This is a genomic window from Pseudomonas sp. TNT2022 ID642, from assembly GCF_028656995.1.
In the GTDB taxonomy this organism is placed as follows: domain Bacteria; phylum Pseudomonadota; class Gammaproteobacteria; order Pseudomonadales; family Pseudomonadaceae; genus Aquipseudomonas.
This window is the reverse complement of record NZ_JAMDGW010000012.1, coordinates 1-20,079: the sequence shown is the minus strand read 5'-3', so window position 1 is coordinate 20,079 and position 20,079 is coordinate 1. Positions and strand designations below refer to the sequence as shown.

Below are 20,079 nucleotides of genomic sequence, written 5' to 3'. Positions count from 1 at the left end.
TTACACTCCTTTGCCGGCGTATTGCGGCATGGTGATGCACGCGACGTTGCCGCCGCCAAGGAGGATTTCCCGGGAGTTTTCGATGCCGACGATCTTGTGCTGCGGGAACAGTTCGGCCAGCGTCGCCATGGCAACCTTGTCGTTACGATCACCGAACAGCGGCACCACGATCGAGCTGTTGCCGGCGTAGTAGTTGATGTACGACGCGCAGATTTTCGTGCCGGCCTGACGGGTGTGAGTGCTGTCCTGCTGATCGAGGCCTTCTGCTTCTTCGGCGGTCCACTCGAGCACATCCGGTTGCGGCAATTTGTGCACGATCAGCTCGCGCCCTCGGCTGTCGCGGGTGCTGCGCAGGATGTCGTAGGCCTCCTGGTAGATTTCCCACTGCGGATCGTCGCGGTTGTCGGTCCATTGCAACACCACTTCACCGGGACGCACGAAACAGGCGAGGTCATCGACATGGCCATCGGTTTCGTCGAACTTGCAGCCGCGTGGCAGCCAGATCACTTGCTCGGCACCGAGGTAATCAGTCAGGCGTCGGGTCACTTCGTCCTTGCCCAGATGCTGGTTGCGATTGCGGTTGAGCAGACACTGTTCGGTGGTGAGGATGCTGCCCTGGCCGTCGCTCTGGATGCCGCCCAACTCGGCAATCAACGGTGCGCGGTAGCGGTCGAAACGCTCGATCTCGAGGATCTTGCTGGCGATCTGATCGTCCTTGTCCCACGGGTAATACAGGCCGCCGTCAAGACCGCCATAGGCGTTGAATTCGAAGTCGACGCCGCGCACTTCACCGCTCTGATCGTTGACCACAAAGCATGGGCCGCTGTCGCGGAACCAGGTGTCGTTGCAGGTCATCTCGACCACGCGCACTTGCGGCGGCAACTGCCGACGCGCCGTGGCGAACTGCGCGGCCGATGCGCACACGGTGACCGGTTCGCTGTGGGAGATGGCGGTGACGATCTGCACCCAGACTTTCTGCGCCGGTTTCGCGCCGTTGCGCCAAACGTCGGTGCGCTCCGGCCAGCCGAGCCAGCAGCCGGACTTGGCTTCAAATTCGCCGGGCAGACGGAAGCCGTCGTGTTTGGGGGTGGAGTCGAGCAAACGTGCCATGGTCAAACCTCGTCTTCGCGATGGGAATGGAATGACCACAGGCTAACGGCGCAAGCAGTACGCCCGCCAACGATGATTATTGCGGAACAGTTGAATTCAACTCATCAATCGGCCAGTTGATCGTTGAACCATTCGAGCATCTGCGCGACCGCCGGACGCTCCAGTCGCAGCCGCTCGCAGACCAACGCGTATTGGCCGAGGGCGGTCATGCTGGAAGCGAATGGGCGCACCAGCCGGCCACTTTGCAGATCTTCCTGCGCGGTGAGGTTGTCGCCCATGGCCACGCCCTGCCCTTGCGCCGCGGCTTCCAGCGCCAGACCGGCGTGGGCGAAATACAACTGACGCTGTGGGCGTAGATCACCGGCGTGGCTGGTCAGCCAAGCGGTCCAGGTCTTGCCGTCCTGATCGTCGTGCAGCAGGCAGTGGCGGGCCAGATCCTTCGGGGTTTTCAAAGTGCCTTGGTTGAACAGGCCGGGGCTGCACACCGGGAAGAACTGCAAGGCTGGTAGCGGCCGAACGAAGTAAGCACTGCTGTCCACCGGGCCGGTGCCGTAGGTGATCGCCAGATCAATGTCTTCGCCGGGCGCCGTGGCGTCGATCGGTTGTTCGTAGAGGTGCAGGGTGATGTGCGGATAACGCGCGTAGAAATCGGTGAGGCGACTCATCAGCCACTTTTGCGCGAGTTCGGCGGTGACGGCCAGTCTGAGCACGGCCAGCGAAGATGGGTCGCGCAGTTCATCGCAGGCATCGCCGATCAGTTCGAAGGCTTGTTGCAGGCTTTGCATCAGGCGTCCGGCGGCGATGGTCGGGCGGATTTGTCGGCCTTCGCGGATGAACAGTGAGACGCCGAGTTGTTCTTCGAGCTGGCGGATCTGATGGCTGACGGCGCTGTCGGTGACGCACAGTTCGGCGGCGGCCCGGCCGAAATGCGCGTGGCGGGCGGCGCATTCGAAGGTGCGCAGGGCGGCCAGTGAGGGGAGTCGTCGCATGTGGGGGGATCCATTTTTTGGGTCATGCTGACTGGCTCGTCGATTTGAGTCCAGCCCGTTACCCTCACCCCAGCCCTCTCCCGGAGGGAGAGGGGGCCGATCGGGGGATATTGAGGATGTACGCCGACCTGAACGTGCTTCGGTGAATCCATAATCGACCGGATTTCACAGGTCGATGGATGACGCAAGACAACTCGGTCAGTCCCCTCTCCCTCTGGGCGGTCCGACGTTTCGGGAGGGTTAGGGTGAGGGGCTTTTGCCTGTATCGCACTGTATACCCGGAAGCCGCAGACACACCTAAAGCACAGTCCCCCACCCCGCCGACACATCCCCGATACACCCCAACGCTGAAATGCCCCGGTCGATTTCACTCAACTCACCGGAGACGCCTCATGACCACCACCCTTTCAACTGCGGTCAAATCCCTGCACCTGAACCTCGACCGCGCCGGTACCTGGCTCGCCCCACTGACCCTGCGCCTGTTCATCGCCTGGGAGTTTTTCGAATCCGGGCTAGAGAAATTCAACGGGCAGAACTGGTTCGAAGACATCCAGGACAAATTCCCCTTCCCGTTCGATCACCTGCCGGCAACCTTGAACTGGGAACTGTCGATGTGGGCCGAGCTGATCTGTGCGCTGGCGATTCTGGTGGGCTTCGGGACACGGATCTCAGCGATTTCGCTGATCGTGGTAACGGTCGTCGCCACCGCCGCCGTGCACTGGCCGGCCGACTGGTCGTCACTGAGCGAGCTGGCGCAGGGTTATGCGATCACTAACAAAGGCTTCGGCAACTTCAAGCTGCCGGCGATTTACCTGGCCGCGCTGCTACCGCTGGTGTTCGCCGGGGCTGGCAAGTTGAGTGTCGATGCGTGGCTGGCGCGGGTGTTCTGGAACAGAAGCACCCGCTGAGGCTCAATGCGCGCGATCAAGCCCGACGAGCAAGGCGCTGTCACGGCTGTAGATGTCCGGCGAGTAACGCACGCGCCCGCTGCTGTCGACCTGTGCCGTCCAGTAGGTCATCAGGATCGGCACCGGCGCCGACAAGCGAAATTCGTGGGTGGTGCCGGTGGCCAGCAGGGTTTCGGTGCGGGCCTTTTCCGCCGGGGTCAGCAGCAGATCGCGCAGTTGCATCGGGTGCTCGACGCGCACGCAACCGGAGCTGAAAGCGCGTGGGCCTTTTTCGAACAGTGCCTTGCTTGGCGTGTCGTGCAGGTACACCGAGAACGGGTTGGGGAAGCGGATAACCATTTGCCCCAGCGGATTACGCGGCCCGGCATCCTGACGCAGCATGATGTTGCCGGGGTTGTCCCAATCGATGTCCGCTGCCGCCAGCGGCTGACCGTTGGCGTCGAGCACTTGCAGGTTCTGCCGGCTGAGGAAGGTCTGGTCCTTGCGGATTGCCGGCAGCTTGTCTTCCTTCCAGATGGTTGGCGGCACGGTCCAGGTCGGGTTCAGGGTCAGGCGCGTGACTCGCGATTTGAGCAGCGGCGTCTGCCGTTCGGCACGGCCGACCTGAGTGCGCGTTTGCCACACCGGAACACCGCCCTGATACAGCGTCAGCTCGGCAGCGGCGACGTTGACCAGCAAGCCATTGGGCTCCATGTCCTGGGCCATCCAGCGGAAACGTTCAAGGTTGACCCGCAGTTGTTCACGGCGGGTCAGCGGACTGATGTTGAGTTCGGCAATCGTCCCCGGCCCGACCACGCCGTCGGCCTGTAACGAATGATTGGCCTGAAAACTCTTCACCGCATCGACCAGCACGCCGTCATAAGCGTTGCCGGGCGTGCCAATGACGTGGGTCAGGTAACCTTCGCTGTACAGACGCTGAGCCAGTTCCGGCACCCGTTGGTCTTCCATGTCCGGGCGCAGCAGCGGCCCGCTGCCCACCGACTGCCATTGCGGCAAGGCTTTGAGCCGTTGCGCCGCGTAGAGCTGACGCAGATCCTGATATTGCGCCAGACGCGGACGCGCCAGGTCGAACGCGGCGGGGATGTCATGCATGCCCGGTACGGCGATGGCCAACAATTCCGCCTGACGGTCGCGCGGGGTGGCGTCGGCATGCCACAGCGGTTCGAAGTGCGATTGCAGCAGGCGACCGTAGTGCAAATCCTGCAGGGCCTGAAGATAGTTGCGACTGATGTCGATGTCGGCACACAACTCGCCATCCTGGGGCGCCGTGGTCGGGATCGGATAGCGTTTTGGATTGAGGCCATCATCGGCCAACAACTGCAATTGCGCCTGCAACATCGGCAATCGCGCAGATTCACTCGCCCACACCGGCATCCAGTCCTGCTGCTGGTAGAAGGCTTGCAGTTGCGTCAGCGCCGGGCCGTTGAGCTGTGCGGCAATCGCCGGGCAAGACTGCGCCAAGCTGATCATTACGGCCTGCAACGGGCTTTGCGGCTCGACCGGCATTTCGGCCGGTGGCGTTGGCAGTGTCTCCAGCGGCGGCAACGGCTCATCGGCACAAGCGACAAACGGCGCAGCGAGCAAACAAATGCTCAAGTAGCATGCGTACTTTTTGAACAACTGCTTTACTCCAATCCATGGCCGTCCAGATGATGGCCAACCTTACATCAGGTGCGCTTGAGAGTCAGGCTCGATCGACGGGCTTGCGGGTATTGACTGGGAGTCAGGAGCCAAAGTGCCAAATAAGTAGCAAGTGAGGACACTTTATAAAATGTTGACGTTTTTGCGCCGACTTCTGTTGACTGCCACCGCTCTCGTCGTGACCAGTCCCGTTTTTGCCGCCGGCAAACCATCGCCGGTTCTCTTAACCAGCCTCGCGCACGCCGCGCCAGAACTCAATCCCCAGGCGCTGAAAGGTGCTTTGAACGCCATGCAATGCGCGGTCAACAACGGTGCGAAACCGTCGCGCCACCTGGCGATCATCGATTATTCGCAACCATCCACCGAACGCCGTCTGTGGATCTTCGACCTCAGCAAAAAGAAATTGGTGCTGCGCGATCTGGTTGCCCACGGCTCCAACTCCGGGGAAAACTTCGCCACGCAGTTTTCCAATGTCGAAGGCAGCTATCAGTCCAGCCTCGGCCTGTTCCGCACTCAGGAAAGCTACAGCGGCACCCACGGTTATTCGCTGCGCATGGACGGTCTGGAGCCGGGCTTCAATGACATGGCCCGCGATCGCGCCATCGTCATTCACGCGGCCAGTTATGTGAATCCGCTCTGGAGCAAGAAACAGGGGCGCATCGGCCGCAGCCAGGGTTGCCCGGCAGTAAGGCCACAGATTGCCAAGCAGGTGATCGACCGGTTGAAGAATGGCCAGTTCATGTTTTCGTGGTATCCGGATCAGCGCTGGTTGAAGTCGTCGCCGTATCTGAACTGCCAGCCGCAGCAGGTGGCGAGCATTCTCAATACCCACGCGAGCTGACCGACCACCACAAATTCCCTGTAGGAGCTGCCGAAGGCTGCGATCTTTTGACTTTGACTTTTAGAAGCAAGATCAAAAGATCGCAGCCTTCGGCAGCTCCTACAGGGAGATTCGCAGTCACTTTCATTACAACTTTGTCATTCAGCTGTCGGTTTGCCGTGCGGATCGCTCGGTAGCCTGAAGTTGTCCCGGCGCCAATGCCGATCAACTGTGACCACTGAGTGACTGACCATGAAAACCCTCCTGCTCGCCTTCACCGCCCTCCTCGCCACTGGCAGCGTGTTCGCCGCGAACATGCCCGACACCGCCGTGATTCATGACAAATCCGGCTTCTACGTCAATCTCGATGTCGACAAAGTCCTGTCCAGCACCGATATTTCACAAGCGTGTGGCGTGGTTCCGGCGCAATTGAATTACCTCGACCATCAGGGCCGCGAACATGTGCTGGACTATCAGGTACAAGGCAGCGGCTGCATCAATGACCATTGAGACTGATCGATGAATATTCTGGTTGTCGAAGACGAACCCAAGGCGGGCAACTACCTGCTCAACGGTTTGCAGGAACTGGGTTACAGCGTCAGCCTCGCCCGCGACGGTGCCGACGGGCTGCACCTGGCGCTGGAACACAGTTTCGATGTGATCGTGCTCGATGTGATGATGCCGAAAATGGATGGCTGGGAAGTCCTGCGCCGGTTGCGCAAGGAGGCCGACACGCCGGTACTGTTCCTCACCGCCCGCGACGATATCGCTGACCGCGTCAAAGGCCTGGAACTGGGCGCCGACGATTACCTGATCAAGCCGTTTTCCTTCGCCGAACTGGTGGCGCGTCTGCGCACCCTGACCCGGCGCGGGCCGATCCATGAAGACGAACAACTGCAAGTGGCCGACCTGCAGATCGACGTGCTCAAGCGCCGCGTGACGCGCGCCGGGGTGCGCATCACCCTGACCAACAAGGAGTTTGCGTTGTTGCAATTGTTCGCCACGCATACCGGGCAGGTGTTGGCGCGTTCGCTGATCGCCTCACGGGTGTGGGACATGAATTTCGACAGCGACACCAACGTCGTCGATGTCGCCGTGCGCCGCTTGCGGGCGAAGATCGATGACCCGTTCCAGCTCAAGCTGATCCACAGCGTGCGTGGCATCGGCTATCGCTTCGATACGCAGCCATGAGCAGCCGACGCGCGTATTCGCTGACCCTGCGCCTGGCGCTGGTGTTCGCCCTGCTCGCCTTCGCTTCGCTGGCGGGCCTCGGTGCCGCGCTGTACAACGAACTGGAGCAACAGTTGATCCGCCGTGATGACACCGCGCTGGTCAGTCGCGTCGACCAGTTGCGCACCTTCCTAAACGACAGCAACACCCTGGAGTTGATCAAGAACAAACCGGCGCTGTTCCAGAACATGCTCGGCAACCGCGAAGCGCTGCTGACCATCGGCGCACCAGGACAACCGCCGTTGCTGGTGGTCAACCCGGGCAATCTGAAGCCGCCGACGCTGCCGGCGGTGCCCATCGACCAGGCGATGACGCTAAAGGACGTGCAGCATCTGCCAAGTGTCGACGGCGTACCGTTTTCGGCGGTGGCGGCGAGTATCGATTCCGGTGAGCTGGGCAGTTTGCAAGTCACCACCGGGCGCCTGATGAGCGAGCGCACGGCGATGCTCGCCAATTACCGTTTGAGTGTTTATGGCCTGGCCTCGCTGGCGGCGCTGTTACTGGCGGTGGTGGGTTGTCTGCTGGTGTATCGCGGGTTGCTGCCGTTGCGGCGACTGGCAAAACACGCCCACGGTATTGGCGTCGGCAACCTCGGCGAACGCCTCGACAGTCACGGCGCCCCACGGGAGTTGCTGCCGATGATCGAGGCGTTCAATGCCATGCTCGATCGGCTCGCCAAGGGCTTTGCGCAGTTGAGTCAGGTGTCCACCGACATGGCCCATGAGTTACGCACGCCGATCAACAATCTGCTCGGCGAAACTCAGGTCGCGCTGCAGCAGCACCGCAGCATCGAGGCCTACCAGCAGTTGCTCGCCTCCAACGTCGAAGAACTGGAACGCCTGACGCGGATGCTCGACAACATGCTGTTTCTGGCGCGCACCGATCCGGCCAGTGCCTTGAGTCAGCGCCAGGAACTGGATGCGGCGGATGAGATGCAGCGTATTGCCGATTATTTTGAAGGCCTCGCGGCGGATGTCGGCGTGTGCATCAAGGCGCGCGGCAGCGGTGTGATCTGGGCCGAGCCGATGCTGTTGCGCCGCGCGTTGGCCAACCTGTGCGCGAATGCGATCAAGTACGGCGCGGCGGATTCGACGGTGCAGGTGGAAGCGATTGCCGAGGCGGATGGCAGCTATCTGCGGGTACGCAACCACGGCACAACCATTGCGCCGGAACATCTGGCACGACTGTTCGAACGTTTTTACCGCGTCGATCAGTCACGCGAGCGCTCGGCGCAATCCAACGGTTTGGGCCTGTCGATCGTGGCAACCATCATGCAGTTGCATCAGGGCCGCTATAGCGTCAGCAGTGTCGATGGCATCACCTGTTTTGAACTGTTCTTCCCCGCCCGGCGATCACCTTCATCGACTTTTCCGCCGTCATCGCTGGCAAGCCAGCTCCCACAATGATTGGCGCTGAATCCAGATCTCCGGCCAACCCAAAACCCTGTGGGAGCTGGCTTGCCAGCGATGAGGTCAGCTTGATCAACATCAACTTTCCCTGACCCGCAGCTACCGTGAGCAGGTCGAATCGGCGCGCTGTCGCTCCCACAGCTTGATCTCGGCTCGGCTGATGATCAGGGCTGTCAGCATCAGTGCTGAGGCGACGCCGAAAGTGATATGCAATCCACTGGCAATCGCCGTTGCCGGCGCCTGCGTTGGATCCCCCGCCGCCAGCGCAAACACCGCGCCCATCACCGCAGCCCCGGTGATCAAGCCGAGGTTGCGCGCCAGACCGAGCATCGCCGAGACCACGCCACGCTGCTCCTGACGAACACCCGCCATCAATCCGGTGTTGTTGGCTGCCTGAAACAACGCATAACCAACAGCGACTACGGCAACCGGCAGTAAGTACGCGGGCAACCCCAGACTCATCGGCAACAGCGCCAGCAAGCCACAACCGCAGGCCATGCCAAGCAACGCGCCCGGCACGATCCGGCGCGCGCCGAAACGATCCACCAGACGCCCGGCCGGCACACCGCCAAACGCAGACAACAACGGTCCGATCGATAACGCCACTCCGACCATTGTGCTGCTGAGACCCAAACCCCGGTGCAGGTAAAACGGACCGACCACCAGCGTGGTCATCATCACCGTCGTCACCAGCAACGTCAGCGTCAGGCTGCTGCTCAGTCGTTTGTCGCTGAACAGCGACAAACGAATCAGCGGCGACTTCGCCTTCATCTCGACCACGATGAACAATCCTGCGCCACACAGGCTGGCCAACAGCAACGGCACGGTGAAACCTTCAAGGGTCATTGCCAGCGCATACGCCGCCAGCGTCAACACCAGCACTACGCTGCCAGAATAATCGAACGTCACTCGCGGCCCTGCTGCGCGATCCGCCGGCAGAAAGCGATACACCAGCCAGACATTGAGCAAGCCCAGCGGCACGTTGAGCAGGAAAATCGCCTGCCAGCCGACATGCGTCATCAACAACCCACCCAGCGACGGCCCAAGACTGGTGCCCGTCGCCGACATCGTCGCCAACAAACCCATCGCACTGCCCGCCCGCGTCTTGGGCACCGCATCGGCCACCAGCGCCACGGTCAAGGCGAACATCATCGCCGCGCCAACACCTTGCACCGCCCGTGCGCCAATCAGCCAACCGAGTCCCGGTGCCAGCGCACAGGCCAGCGAAGCGCTGGTGAAAATGCCGATCCCGATCAACAGCAATCGACGCCGACCAAAGCCATCGCCCAACCGCCCGACACTGACAATCAATGTAGTGATCGCGAGCAGATAAGCCAGCACGATCCATTGCACTTGTTGAAACGTCGCATCAAACGCCGTCGCCAGAATCGGCAGCCCAGCATTGGCGATGCTGGTGTCCAGCGACGGCATCAACATCGACAGGGCCAGACTGGTCAGTGCCCATCGGGCGGGAGTGCTCAGGGGTTCTCGGGGCATGCTCGGCTCGCAACGCAAAGGTGATGCGTCATAGCCTGAGCCTCGACAACACCCGGCGCAAGACGCATGCTTTGCACTCAATACCTGCATGGAACGCCATGTCATGACTGCGCCGGATCTGAACCTGCTGATCACCCTCGACGTTTTACTGCGCGAAGGCAGCGTCGCCCGCGCTGCCAAATGCCTGCAGTTGAGTCCATCGGCCATGAGCCGCGCCCTCGCCCGTCTGCGCCAAACCACGGGCGATCCGCTGTTGGTTCGTGCGGGTCGAGGCCTGGTGCCAACGCCGCGCGCACTCGAATTGCGCGAGCGGGTCAGTCATCTGGTGCAAGACGCCGAAGCGGTTTTACGCCCTGCCGAGGTGCTCGACCCGCGCCGATTGCAACGCACCTTCACCCTGCGCAACACCGACGGCTTTGTTGAAACCTTCGCCGCCGCCCTGCTCGCGCGTATCGCTGAAGAAGCGCCCGATGTACGCCTGCGCTTTGTGCAGAAAGCCGACAAGGACAGCACGCCGCTGCGCGAAGGTCGCGTCGATCTGGAAACCGGCGTGGTCGATGACAGCACCGACCCGACGCTGCACAGCCGCATCCTGTTTCAGGATCAATGGATTGGTGTGGTGCGTGAGGGGCATCCTTTGAGCACGGGGAAAATCACCAGCAGGCGCTTTGCCGGCGGCGAGCACATTCTGATCTCCCGACGCGGGCGCAGCAGTGGCCCGGTCGACGAAGCGTTACTCGCGCTAGGGCTGACACGAGACATCGTCACCTCATTCGGTGGATTCTCGGCGGCGCTGACGCTGGTGCGTGAGTCAGACCTGATCGCCACAGTCCCGCAGCGTCATACCAGCAAACTACGCACGGGCCTGCACAGTTTCGCCCTGCCCTTCGCGATGCCGGACATCAGTGTGTCGATGCTCTGGCATCCGCGCATGGACGCTGACCCAGCGCATCGCTGGCTGCGCGATTGTGTGCGGCAAGTCTGCGCTTAACGCGCGTCGCCGCCGGCAGGTTTGTAGAAGAGAAACTTTTTCGTTTCGGCGGTCTTGCGATATTCCTTGGCCCAGCTCGGATGCACATTGCGGTCGTGGAAATACAGCGCGCCGTTGGTGCGATCATTGAGCTGGCGGTTCAGCGCTTTGCGGGCGATATCCTTGGCCAGCGAGTATTCGGCATCTTCCTTGACCTGATCCGGACGCCCGTCGCACCACCAGGAAAACTGGCAGCTCTTGGTTTCCGAACCTTGTTTGACGACAGCGCAAATGTTGTCGGGAAAGCCCTCGTGGCCGAGGCGATTCATCACCACGCTGGCCACGGCTTCCATTTCCGGGGTGTCCCGGCCTTTGGCTTCCCAATAGATACTGCGCGCCAGGCAAGTGATCGGATCATCCAGCGGCGCCGCGCCGGCCGGGTCGACCGCCTGCACTTCGGTCGGGGTGATGGCTTCGGCTTTCGGTGCCGGTGCGGCGCTGACTTTGTCCGCCGCTTTCTCTTCCAGCACTTGGGCTTTTTCTTCAGCCTTCGCTTTGATCGGGGCCTGATCGGTGGCCCATGCAGAGCCTGCCAACAGGGTGAATACGAGACAACCCGCCCAGCCTTTCAATCCCATGTCTGTTCTTCCGGCAGCGCCCGAGTCGGGCAAGGTGTTACGTCGGGGAGACACCCGGTTTCCGGGCTCTTCGGTGAGTGTAGACGGCAAAACCAGAGGCAAAGTTGCGCAGAAAACCGGGTGAATGAAGAAAAAAGACATTGCACTCCCCGGGGGCCTTTCGCGCATCATGGGCGCATTCAGCTCCAGGGAGATTTCCATGCGCTTCATGCCATCCGTTTTGCGTTTTGCCGCGTTGTCCGTGGGCATTGTGTTTGCCATCCCGGCGCTGGCCGGCGATGAATCGCAATTGATCGAGTCGATCAACGGCTACCGCAGCCAGCCGCAGCGTTGCGGCAGTCAGGCGTCGAATGAACTGCCACCGCTGTCAGCTGATCCACGGCTGAGATTACGCGCCACCGGTGCTGTCGATCTGCAGCAAGCCATGGCCAGCGCCAGTTACCCGATGGTCAATGTGCAAGCGATCACGCTCAACGGCCCGCGTGATGCGGCGTCGGCGATGAAGGCGATTCAGGAAAGTTTCTGTCAGGTGGTGCTCGATCCGCAGTTTGTCGATGTCGGAGTCAGCCGCGACGACCGTGACTGGCGCATCGTGCTGGCGCGGCCGCTGCTGTCGGCCAAGCTCGGTGATGCACAAAGTGAAGGGCAGAAATTGCTGAGTGAACTCAACGGTGCCCGCAGTCAGGCCCGTCAGTGTGGCGGTCAGGCGTTCGCCGCTGCCGCACCTCTGGCCTGGAACGCAACACTGGGCACGATCGCCCAGGATCACAGCCGCGACATGGCCAACAACAATTACCTCGACCACAAGGACCGCGACGGCCGCACCCCGGGCGACCGCGCGGAACTCGCTGGTTACAGCGGGCAACTGGTCGGCGAAAACATCGCCGCCGGACAAGACACCGTGCACAAAGTCGTCGAAGGCTGGCTCGCCAGCCCCGGCCACTGCGCCAACCTGATGAACCCGCAATACCAGGAACTCGGCGCCGCTTACGCGACCGACCCGAAAAGCAGCGCCGGCATTTACTGGACCGCGATGTTCGGCGCTCAGTAAGCCAATCTCAAACACACCGCTCCCACAGGGGCTTGAGTTGATCAGTCGATCTTCGGCCGAACCGAGATCAAATGTGGGAGCGAGCCTGCTCGCGAAGAGGCCCTTACATTCAACATCAACATTGTCTGACCTGACGCCTTCGCGAGCAGGCTCGCTCCCACAGTGTTCGGTGGTGTTCTCATATTCGCTGACTAGCACAGAAACCTGTGGGAGCTGGCTTGCCAGCGATGAGGCCCGCCCCTTCAACATTGATGTCGACTGACCCACCGCTATCGCTGGCAAGCCAGCTCCCACAGGGTGAGCAATTGCACGAAAGATCGGGGCAATAAAAAACCGGAGCCAGGCTCCGGTTTTTTGGGTCAATGGGTCCGCATGCCCGCGGCATACATCGCCAGTTTCAGCAGGCTTGCCACCACCGCCAGCGACACCACGCTGCCCAGCCAGATCAACAACAGCCAGCCCAGACGCTTGTACCAGCGGCTGGATTTCACTTCTCGCGAATCAATGGTAGCCATCGCCAATCCTCACTTTGCCGCGGAACACGTAGTAGCTCCAGAAGGTGTACATCAGAATCACCGGCAGGATGAACAGTGCACCGATCAGCGCAAACAACTGGCTCGACGGCGGTGACGCGGCGGCCCAGATGCTTACCGACGGCGGGATGATGTTCGGCCAGATGCTCAGCGCCAGGCCGATGTAACCGAGCAACATCAGCACCAGGGTGAACACAAACGGCCAGTGCGTATGCCGCTGACGCAACGTGCGCAGCAGCCCGAACAGCGCCAGCAACGCCAACATCACCAACCCGGCAAACACCTGCAGATGCCCGTGCGTCGACCAACGCACTGCCAGCTCGGGATGCAGTTGCAGGGTCCACACGCCAATCACCAGCACCATCACCATCAACAGCAAGGCCAGCGGCCGGGTGAACAGACGCATCCGCGACTCCAGCATGCCTTCGGTCTTGACCAGCAACCACGTGCTGCCAAGCAACGCGTACGCAATCACCAGCCCCACGCCACACACCAGCGGAAACGGCGCCAACCAGTCCAGACCGCCGCCGGCAAACTGCCGATCGACCACCGGAATCCCGGACACGTACGCACCAATCACCACACCCTGGGAGAACGTCGCCAGCAGCGAACCACCGATAAACGCCTTGTCCCACCAATGACGTTTTTGCGGCGATGACTTGAAGCGAAACTCGAACGCCACGCCGCGGAAAATCAGCCCGCAGAGCATCAGGATCAGCGGCAGATACAGCGCCTCGAGAATCACCCCGTACGCCAGCGGAAACGCCCCGTACAACGCCGCCCCGCCAAGCACCAGCCACGTCTCATTGCCGTCCCAGACAGGCGCGACTGTGTTCATCATCACATCGCGTTCCTGCTCGTCCGGGATCAGCGGAAACAGGATCCCGAGGCCCAGATCGAAGCCGTCCATGATCACGTACATCATCACCCCGAAGGCGATGATCACTCCCCAGATCAACGAGAGATCGATACCTTGAATACCCATGACTCAGTGCTCCTTCATAGGGGCGGTAGCCGCCGAAATCGGTCGACGCGGCGTCTGCAATTCATCGCCCGCAGGCGGATGTTCGTGGTGCGGCTGCGGGCCTTTGTTCACCAGTTTCATCATGTAGCCGATGCCCACGCTGAACACGGTGAAATAGATCACCACGAACAGCGCCAGCGACGTGCTCATCTGCGCCACCGAGTGATGCGACGCGGCGTCGTGGGTGCGCAGCAAGCCGTACACCACCCACGGCTGACGCCCGACTTCCGTGGTGATCCAACCGGCCAGCAGCGCAATCAAGCCGCTCGGCCCCATCAACAACACCAGACGCTGGAAGCCGCGATGCTGATAAAGCTTGCCGCCCCGGCGCAACGCCAGCCCCAGCAAACCGACGAGGATCATCAACATCCCCAACCCGGCCATGACGCGAAAGCTCCAGAAGATCACGGTCGAATTCGGCCGGTCTTCTTTCGGGAAGCTCTTCAGCGCCGGGATCTGCTTATCGAGGCTGTGGGTGAGGATCAGGCTTCCGAGATAGGGAATCTCCAACGCATATCTGGTTTTCTCCGCTTGCATATCAGGAATGCCGAACAGCACCAGCGGCGTCGGGCCGTTGTCGGCGTTCTCCCAGTGGCCTTCGATGGCGGCGATTTTCGCCGGTTGATGTTCCAGCGTGTTCAAGCCATGGGCGTCACCGACCACCGCTTGAATCGGCGCAACGATCAGGGCCATCCACAACGCCATGGAAAACATCTTGCGCACCGGTGCCGTGTTATTGCCGCGCAGCAAATGCCAGGCAGCCGAGGCACCGACGAAGAACGACGTCGCCACAAACGCGGCAATCGCCATGTGCGCCAGCCGGAACGGGAACGACGGGTTGAACACGATCGCCAGCCAGTCCAGCGGCATCACCCGACCGTCGACGATTTCAAAGCCTTGCGGCGTCTGCATCCAGCTGTTGGACGCAAGAATCCAGAACGTCGAAATCAACGTGCCGATGGCGACCATTACCGTGGCAAAGAAGTGCAAGCCACGGCCGACACGGTTCCAGCCGAACAGCATCACCCCGAGGAAACCGGCCTCAAGGAAGAACGCGGTCAGCACTTCATAGGTCAAAAGCGGCCCGGTGATGCTCCCGGCAAAATCCGAGAAGCCGCTCCAGTTGGTGCCGAACTGGTACGCCATGACCAGCCCCGAAACCACGCCCATGCCAAAGTTGACCGCAAAGATCTTCGACCAGAAATGGTAGAGATCGCGGTACGTGTCGTTATGGGTTTTCAGCCACAGACCTTCGAGTACCGCGAGGAAACTCGCCAGGCCAATGGTGATTGCCGGGAAAATAATGTGGAACGAAACCGTGAACGCGAATTGAATTCGCGCCAGGTCCAGTGCCTCCAGATTGAACATGATGATGTCCTCATCCAGGCTGAAAAGCGGCAGCACGAACCCGGGCCACCGCCAGACGCGAACGCCTGCAGCCAGTCAAATTGCCAATGTTTTTATGAGTGGCGGGTTACGCCACCGACGACGGGATCAGGTTGCTGACCTTCGCGGCTTCGAGGCGGATCGCCACGAATTTGGAGGTCGGCGTGTACGTCCGATCGCCGTAGCTTTCCAGCGGTACCAAAGGGTTAGTCTCCGGGTAATACGCCGCTGCCTGCCCTGCGGGAATGTCGTAGGCAATCAGGGTGAAACCGCTGACCCGACGTTCACGTTCGTCATCCCACAGCGCCACCAGATCAACCTTCTGCCCCGGCTCGAACCCCAAGCGCTGGATATCCTGCTCGTTGGCGAAGATCACATCACGCATGCCGTAAACCCCGCGATAACGATCATCAAGGCCATACAGCGTGGTGTTGTACTGATCGTGGGAACGCATGGTTTGCAGGATCAGATGCGGCTTGACCGGCAGGTTGCGCACGCCTTCGCTGATCAGATGTTCCGGCAGCACGCACGGGGTGAATTGAGCCTTGCCGCTGGCGGTGTTCCAGACCCGATCCGAGGCGTCGTTGCCGAGGTGGAAGCCCCCCGGAATCAACAGCTTCTCATTGAAGTTTTCGAAGCCCGGAATCACGTCGGCAATCAGGTTGCGGATGCGTCCGTAGTCGCCCACCACCCACTCCCAATCGATCGGGTGCTTGCCCAACGTCGCGGCGGCGATCCCGGCAATGATCGCCGGCTCGGATTTCAACTGCGCCGACTTCGGCTTCAACTGACCGAACGACAAATGCACCATGCTGAAGGTGTCTTCGACGGTCACGCCTTGCGGGCCTTCGGCCTGGATATCGATGTCGGTACGCCCGAGGCACGGCAGGATCAGCGCGTCGCGACCGGTGACCAAGTGGCTGCGGTTGAGCTTGGTCGCGATGTGCACGGTCAGGTCGAGTTTGCGCATGGCGGCGTGGGTGCGCGGGGTGTCCGGCGTGGCTTGGGCAAAGTTTCCGCCCAGACCAATGAACACTTTGGCTTCGCCACGTTCCATGGCGCCGATCGCCATCACCGTGTTGTGCCCGTGCATGCGCGGCACGTCGAAGTTGAAGCGTTTTTCCAACGCGTCCATCAGGTCTTTCGGCGCCAGTTCGTTGATGCCCATCGTGCGGTCGCCCTGCACGTTACTGTGGCCGCGAACCGGCGACAGACCTGCGCCCGGACGGCCGACGTTGCCGCGCAGCAGTTGCAGGTTGATGACTTCCTGCAAGGTCGCCACCGAGTGCACGTGTTGGGTCAGGCCCATGGCCCAGCACATGATCACGCTCTTGGCGCGGCCATACATGCGCGCGGCCAGTTCGATGTCATGCAACGGCACGCCGGACTGCTCGAGAATATGCTCCCAACTGGTTGCCTCGACTTCAGCCAGATAGCTGTCCAGACCCGTAGTGTGCTCGGCGATGAACGCGTGATCGAACAACGGTTCGCCGCCAGTCGCCTGCGCCTCACGCTCCCACTGCAACAGGAATTTGACCATGCCGCGAATCATCGCCATGTCGCCACCCAGCGCCGGGCGGAAGTACGCGGTGTTGGTCGCTTCCCAGCCGTTGCTGAGCATTTCCAGCGGGTTCTGCGGGTTCTGGAAACGCTCCAGGCCACGCTCTTTCAATGGGTTGATGCAGACCACTTGTGCGCCGCGCTTTACCGCTTCACGCAGCGGTTCGAGCATGCGCGGGTGGTTGGTGCCGGGGTTCTGGCCGATGACGAAAATCGCGTCAGCGTGATGCAGATCCTCGTAGACCACGGTCCCTTTGCCAACGCCGAGGGTCTCGATCATGCTCACCGCACTCGCTTCGTGGCACATGTTCGAGCAGTCGGGGAAGTTGTTGGTGCCGAAGGCGCGGACGAACAACTGATAGAGAAACGCCGCTTCGTTGCTCGCACGACCGGAGGTGTAGAACTCGGCCTCGTGCGGCGACTTGAGGTTTTTCAGATGATCAGCGATCAGTGCGAACGCATCTTCCCAACTGATTTCCACATAGCGGTCGACCCGCGCGTCGTAGCGCATCGGGTGGGTCAGACGACCCTGATATTCCAGCCAGTAGTCGCTCTGTTCGGCCAGGCTCGACACTGTGTACTTGTTGAAGAACGCCGGGTCGACCAAACGCCCGGTCGCTTCCCAGTTCACCGCTTTCGCGCCGTTTTCGCAGAACTTCAACATGCTCGCGCCCGGCGCTTCGCCCCAGGCACAACCCGGGCAGTCGAAGCCGCCGTTCTGGTTGGTCTTGAGCATGGCGCGGATGTTTTTCAGGGCGTTTTCACTGCCCAGCCAGCTTTTGGTCAGGCTGATAACAGCGCCCCAACCGGCTGCGGCGCCTTTGTAGGGTTTGTAACGGTCGACTTGTGACATGGGACTCTCCATGACGATGCACACAGGCATGAACCTGATTCGGTTAAACAGCGACGGCCGACTTTCAAGGTTGAAAAGGGGTCGTTGGGTTTGCCGGGGCAAGGATATGAACCGTTACAAAACATTGTCTAATCGCTATTAATGACCGACTTATCGAAAGCATCTATCACGGATTAAAACCCTTTATTTACGGGGCTTTGCGAAACTAACGAAGCAACTTTTGGCGCAAAATAATTCATCATCGACGGGATCAATCAGCTGTTCATTAACAGTGATTGGACGGCACTTAAAGTTAGCCATAACCTGCGCTGACCAAACCCCTTCTACAGTGGTTTTCATTCCTGCGAGGCTGTCATGTCAGAGCGTGTCTTGATCGATGGTTACAACCGCCGCGTCGACTATCTGCGCATGTCGGTGACCGACCGCTGCGACTTCCGCTGCGTCTATTGCATGGCAGAAGACATGCAGTTTCTGCCACGGCAAAAAATCCTCACGCTGGAAGAGATCTATCAACTGGCGCAGAGCTTTGTGGCGCTCGGCACGCGCAAGATTCGCCTTACGGGTGGCGAGCCGCTGATCCGTCCGGGCGTGGTCAAGTTGTGTGAGCAGATCGCCGCCCTGCCCGGCCTGCGCGAGTTGTGCATGACCACCAACGGCTCGCAACTGGGCAAACTCGCGGCGCCGCTGTTCGACGCCGGGGTCAAGCGCCTGAACATCAGCCTCGACAGCCTCGACCCGGCGCGCTTCAAACAGATGACCCGCACCGGCGATCTGGCGCAGGTGATCAACGGCATCGATGCCGCGCGCAAGGCCGGTTTTACCCGCACTAAACTCAATGTCGTGGTGATGCAGGGTCGCAACGATGAGGAGATCAACGATCTGGTGAGCTTCGCGATCGACCGTCAGCTCGACGTCTCTTTCATCGAAGAGATGCCGCTGGGGATCATCAGCGAACACAGCCGTGCCGAGTCGTTTTTCTCCAGCGCGCAGGTGCGGGAAAAGATTGCCGAGCGCTATACCCTGATCGACTCGGCGGAGTCGACCCAAGGCCCTTCGCGCTACTGGCGGCTGGCGGAAGCGCCGGAGATTCGCCTGGGCTTTATCTCACCGCATAGCCACAATTTTTGCGGCACCTGCAACCGCGTGCGCCTCACCGTCGAAGGGCGCCTGCTACTGTGTCTGGGTAACGAGCATTCGGTGGATCTTAAAGCGGTGCTGCGCGCCCACCCGGGGCAACCGCAGCGGCTGGAGAAAGCTATCGTCGAGGCGATGAAACTCAAGCCGTATCGACATAATTTCGAAGTGAACGATGATGTTCAGGTCGTGCGCTTCATGAACATGACCGGCGGCTGATCCCGCCAGTTTCATCGGTTATCGGAACCGCACAGCATGATCATCAGACCCAAGGTCAACCAGTTCGCCATTCTCTTCACCCTCAAGGGTTCGATCGCCAAGCGCATCGCCATGCGCACGTTGATGGTCACCCTGCTCGCTTCGGCCATCGTGCTGGTGGAAATCCTCCATCCAAGCAACTTCACCAAGGTCAACGCCACGCCGTTTACCTTGCTGGGTTTGTCGCTGTCGATCTTCATGAATTTTCGCAACAACGCTTGCTATGACCGTTGGTATGAAGCGCGCAAGTCCTGGGGCGAAGTGATCGTGCACATTCGCTCGGTGATTCGCGAAACCCATGTGATTCGTGAGTCCGCCGAGCGTAAACCGTTGCTGCTCAATCTTTGTGGTTTTGCTCATGCGTTGAACGCGCGGTTGCGTAAAGAAAGCGAAGCGGACGCCAGTAGCCAATGGATCATGCCGAAACCCGATCCGCAGACACCGGATTACAGCGGGCGCATTTTGCAGACGGTTGGCCAGCAGTGTTCCGATCTGCATCAGAACGGTGAGCTGACTGAGTGGCGCTACATGTTGCTGGCCAATCACCTGACCAGCCTGACCCAGGCGCAAGCCGTGTGCGAACGGATCAAGACCACGCCGCTGCCGTTTCCTTACACGCTGTTGCTGCACCGGACGATTTATCTGTTCTGCATCCTGCTGCCGTTTGCCATGGCGGAGCCGCTGGGCTGGCTGACGCCGCTGTTCACGGCGATTGTCAGCTACACGTTCTTTGGCCTGGATGCGATTGCCGATGAATTGGAAGACCCGTTCGGCCGCGACGAAAACGACTTGCCCACCGATGCACTGGTGCGCACCATCGAACGCGATATCCTCGCTGAGCTTGGCGCAGAAGTCCCCCCGGCGCTGAAGCCTGTGGACTATGTGCTGAGCTGACCCTTAGCTCTGCAGACACCTCAAAACCCTGTGGGAGCGAGCCTGCTCGCGAAGAGGCCGTGTCAGCCAACATCAATGCCAACTGACCTGCCGCCATCGCTGGCAAGCCAGCTCCCACAGGTTCTGTGTACATCCTCAACATCAAGCATCACCACAAATCATTGTGGGAGCTGG

18 protein-coding genes are annotated in these 20,079 nt (G+C 60.7%); 9 read left to right on the top strand and 9 right to left on the bottom strand.

The annotated features are described in order from the left end of the window. Both aguA and M5G26_RS12465 read right to left on the bottom strand, forming a co-directional pair. On the bottom strand, positions 1-1,110 hold the full coding sequence (gene aguA / locus M5G26_RS12470; RefSeq protein WP_038366106.1) for an agmatine deiminase: 1,110 nt from the start codon (positions 1,108-1,110) through the stop codon (positions 1-3). Between the two features lie 104 nt (positions 1,111-1,214). Further along, positions 1,215-2,099: a LysR substrate-binding domain-containing protein gene (locus tag M5G26_RS12465; RefSeq protein WP_034155572.1), complete on the bottom strand. Its 885-nt coding sequence runs from the start codon at positions 2,097-2,099 to the stop codon at positions 1,215-1,217. Between the two features lie 392 nt (positions 2,100-2,491). Here M5G26_RS12465 and M5G26_RS12460 point away from each other — a divergent pair, with 392 nt between their 5' ends. After that, positions 2,492-3,007, top strand: a complete 516-nt coding sequence (locus tag M5G26_RS12460) for an HvfX family Cu-binding RiPP maturation protein (protein ID WP_273915513.1) — start codon at positions 2,492-2,494, stop codon at positions 3,005-3,007. Positions 3,008-3,010: 3 nt separating this feature from the next. On the opposite strand, the gene M5G26_RS12455 is transcribed toward M5G26_RS12460, so the two are convergent. Then, positions 3,011-4,627, bottom strand: a complete 1,617-nt coding sequence (locus tag M5G26_RS12455; RefSeq protein ID WP_150694040.1) for a L,D-transpeptidase family protein — start codon at positions 4,625-4,627, stop codon at positions 3,011-3,013. A 151-nt stretch (positions 4,628-4,778) separates the two neighbouring features. Between M5G26_RS12455 and M5G26_RS12450 the strand changes: the two genes are divergently transcribed. The 4 genes from M5G26_RS12450 (at position 4,779) to M5G26_RS12435 (ending at position 8,104) form a co-directional block, all read left to right on the top strand. Beyond that, entirely contained in the window at positions 4,779-5,489 is a 711-nt protein-coding gene (locus M5G26_RS12450; protein ID WP_150694039.1) for a murein L,D-transpeptidase catalytic domain family protein, read from the top strand. A 231-nt stretch (positions 5,490-5,720) separates the two neighbouring features. Beyond that, on the top strand, positions 5,721-5,978 hold the full coding sequence (locus M5G26_RS12445; RefSeq protein WP_122607625.1) for a DUF2790 domain-containing protein: 258 nt from the start codon (positions 5,721-5,723) through the stop codon (positions 5,976-5,978). Positions 5,979-5,987: 9 nt separating this feature from the next. After that, positions 5,988-6,659, top strand: a complete 672-nt coding sequence (locus M5G26_RS12440; RefSeq protein WP_016985270.1) for a heavy metal response regulator transcription factor — start codon at positions 5,988-5,990, stop codon at positions 6,657-6,659. Continuing rightward, a complete protein-coding gene (locus tag M5G26_RS12435) occupies positions 6,656-8,104 on the top strand; it encodes a heavy metal sensor histidine kinase (protein ID WP_273915512.1) in 1,449 nt (482 codons plus the stop codon). Before M5G26_RS12440 ends, M5G26_RS12435 begins: the two co-directional genes overlap by 4 nt. Before the next feature lie 102 nt (positions 8,105-8,206). Here M5G26_RS12435 and M5G26_RS12430 read toward each other — a convergent pair whose 3' ends face one another. Next, positions 8,207-9,604, bottom strand: coding sequence for an MFS transporter (locus M5G26_RS12430; RefSeq protein WP_273915511.1), 1,398 nt, complete (start codon positions 9,602-9,604; stop codon positions 8,207-8,209). Between the two features lie 103 nt (positions 9,605-9,707). Between M5G26_RS12430 and M5G26_RS12425 the strand changes: the two genes are divergently transcribed. Next, on the top strand, positions 9,708-10,595 hold the full coding sequence (locus tag M5G26_RS12425; RefSeq protein WP_273915509.1) for a LysR family transcriptional regulator: 888 nt from the start codon (positions 9,708-9,710) through the stop codon (positions 10,593-10,595). Here M5G26_RS12425 and M5G26_RS12420 read toward each other — a convergent pair. Beyond that, entirely contained in the window at positions 10,592-11,212 is a 621-nt protein-coding gene (locus tag M5G26_RS12420; RefSeq protein WP_273915508.1) for a cell wall hydrolase, read from the bottom strand. The two genes, M5G26_RS12425 and M5G26_RS12420, sit on opposite strands and share 4 nt — an antisense overlap. Before the next feature lie 199 nt (positions 11,213-11,411). Between M5G26_RS12420 and M5G26_RS12415 the strand changes: the two genes are divergently transcribed. Next, positions 11,412-12,263, top strand: coding sequence for a CAP domain-containing protein (locus tag M5G26_RS12415; RefSeq protein ID WP_273915507.1), 852 nt, complete (start codon positions 11,412-11,414; stop codon positions 12,261-12,263). A 359-nt stretch (positions 12,264-12,622) separates the two neighbouring features. Here the strand turns inward: M5G26_RS12415 and M5G26_RS12410 are convergent, their stop codons facing one another. From M5G26_RS12410 to M5G26_RS12395, 4 genes are all read right to left on the bottom strand, one after another. Then, positions 12,623-12,778, bottom strand: a complete 156-nt coding sequence (locus tag M5G26_RS12410) for a DUF2474 domain-containing protein (protein ID WP_081265204.1) — start codon at positions 12,776-12,778, stop codon at positions 12,623-12,625. Beyond that, positions 12,765-13,781 (bottom strand): cytochrome d ubiquinol oxidase subunit II, encoded by a 1,017-nt coding sequence (gene cydB, locus M5G26_RS12405; RefSeq protein WP_273915506.1) that lies wholly within the window; start codon positions 13,779-13,781, stop codon positions 12,765-12,767. Before cydB ends, M5G26_RS12410 begins: the two co-directional genes overlap by 14 nt. Before the next feature lie 3 nt (positions 13,782-13,784). Next, positions 13,785-15,188 (bottom strand): cytochrome ubiquinol oxidase subunit I, encoded by a 1,404-nt coding sequence (locus tag M5G26_RS12400; RefSeq protein ID WP_273915505.1) that lies wholly within the window; start codon positions 15,186-15,188, stop codon positions 13,785-13,787. A gap of 106 nt (positions 15,189-15,294) precedes the next feature. Beyond that, complete coding sequence (locus M5G26_RS12395) at positions 15,295-17,619, bottom strand: FdhF/YdeP family oxidoreductase (protein WP_273915504.1); 2,325 nt, start codon at positions 17,617-17,619, stop codon at positions 15,295-15,297. A gap of 354 nt (positions 17,620-17,973) precedes the next feature. Here M5G26_RS12395 and moaA point away from each other — a divergent pair, with 354 nt between their 5' ends. Next, entirely contained in the window at positions 17,974-18,972 is a 999-nt protein-coding gene (gene moaA / locus M5G26_RS12390) for a GTP 3',8-cyclase MoaA (protein WP_273915503.1), read from the top strand. A gap of 36 nt (positions 18,973-19,008) precedes the next feature. Beyond that, positions 19,009-19,905 carry a bestrophin family protein gene (locus tag M5G26_RS12385; protein WP_273915502.1) on the top strand — a complete coding sequence of 299 codons (897 nt, stop codon included), beginning with the start codon at positions 19,009-19,011 and terminating at the stop codon, positions 19,903-19,905. Positions 19,906-20,079: the final 174 nt, after the last annotated feature.

What these genes read in the sequence shown, in the direction of transcription:
- aguA (WP_038366106.1), bottom strand. Translation starts at nt 1,110, where the DNA reads ATGGCACGTTTGCTCGACTCCACCCCCAAACACGACGGCTTCCGTCTG.
- M5G26_RS12465 (WP_034155572.1), bottom strand. Translation starts at nt 2,099, where the DNA reads ATGCGACGACTCCCCTCACTGGCCGCCCTGCGCACCTTCGAATGCGCC.
- M5G26_RS12460 (WP_273915513.1), top strand. Translation starts at nt 2,492, where the DNA reads ATGACCACCACCCTTTCAACTGCGGTCAAATCCCTGCACCTGAACCTC.
- M5G26_RS12450 (WP_150694039.1), top strand. Translation starts at nt 4,779, where the DNA reads ATGTTGACGTTTTTGCGCCGACTTCTGTTGACTGCCACCGCTCTCGTC.
- M5G26_RS12445 (WP_122607625.1), top strand. Translation starts at nt 5,721, where the DNA reads ATGAAAACCCTCCTGCTCGCCTTCACCGCCCTCCTCGCCACTGGCAGC.
- M5G26_RS12440 (WP_016985270.1), top strand. Translation starts at nt 5,988, where the DNA reads ATGAATATTCTGGTTGTCGAAGACGAACCCAAGGCGGGCAACTACCTG.
- M5G26_RS12435 (WP_273915512.1), top strand. Translation starts at nt 6,656, where the DNA reads ATGAGCAGCCGACGCGCGTATTCGCTGACCCTGCGCCTGGCGCTGGTG.
- M5G26_RS12430 (WP_273915511.1), bottom strand. Translation starts at nt 9,604, where the DNA reads ATGCCCCGAGAACCCCTGAGCACTCCCGCCCGATGGGCACTGACCAGT.
- M5G26_RS12425 (WP_273915509.1), top strand. Translation starts at nt 9,708, where the DNA reads ATGACTGCGCCGGATCTGAACCTGCTGATCACCCTCGACGTTTTACTG.
- M5G26_RS12420 (WP_273915508.1), bottom strand. Translation starts at nt 11,212, where the DNA reads ATGGGATTGAAAGGCTGGGCGGGTTGTCTCGTATTCACCCTGTTGGCA.
- M5G26_RS12415 (WP_273915507.1), top strand. Translation starts at nt 11,412, where the DNA reads ATGCGCTTCATGCCATCCGTTTTGCGTTTTGCCGCGTTGTCCGTGGGC.
- M5G26_RS12410 (WP_081265204.1), bottom strand. Translation starts at nt 12,778, where the DNA reads ATGGCTACCATTGATTCGCGAGAAGTGAAATCCAGCCGCTGGTACAAG.
- cydB (WP_273915506.1), bottom strand. Translation starts at nt 13,781, where the DNA reads ATGGGTATTCAAGGTATCGATCTCTCGTTGATCTGGGGAGTGATCATC.
- M5G26_RS12400 (WP_273915505.1), bottom strand. Translation starts at nt 15,188, where the DNA reads ATGTTCAATCTGGAGGCACTGGACCTGGCGCGAATTCAATTCGCGTTC.
- M5G26_RS12395 (WP_273915504.1), bottom strand. Translation starts at nt 17,619, where the DNA reads ATGTCACAAGTCGACCGTTACAAACCCTACAAAGGCGCCGCAGCCGGT.
- moaA (WP_273915503.1), top strand. Translation starts at nt 17,974, where the DNA reads ATGTCAGAGCGTGTCTTGATCGATGGTTACAACCGCCGCGTCGACTAT.
- M5G26_RS12385 (WP_273915502.1), top strand. Translation starts at nt 19,009, where the DNA reads ATGATCATCAGACCCAAGGTCAACCAGTTCGCCATTCTCTTCACCCTC.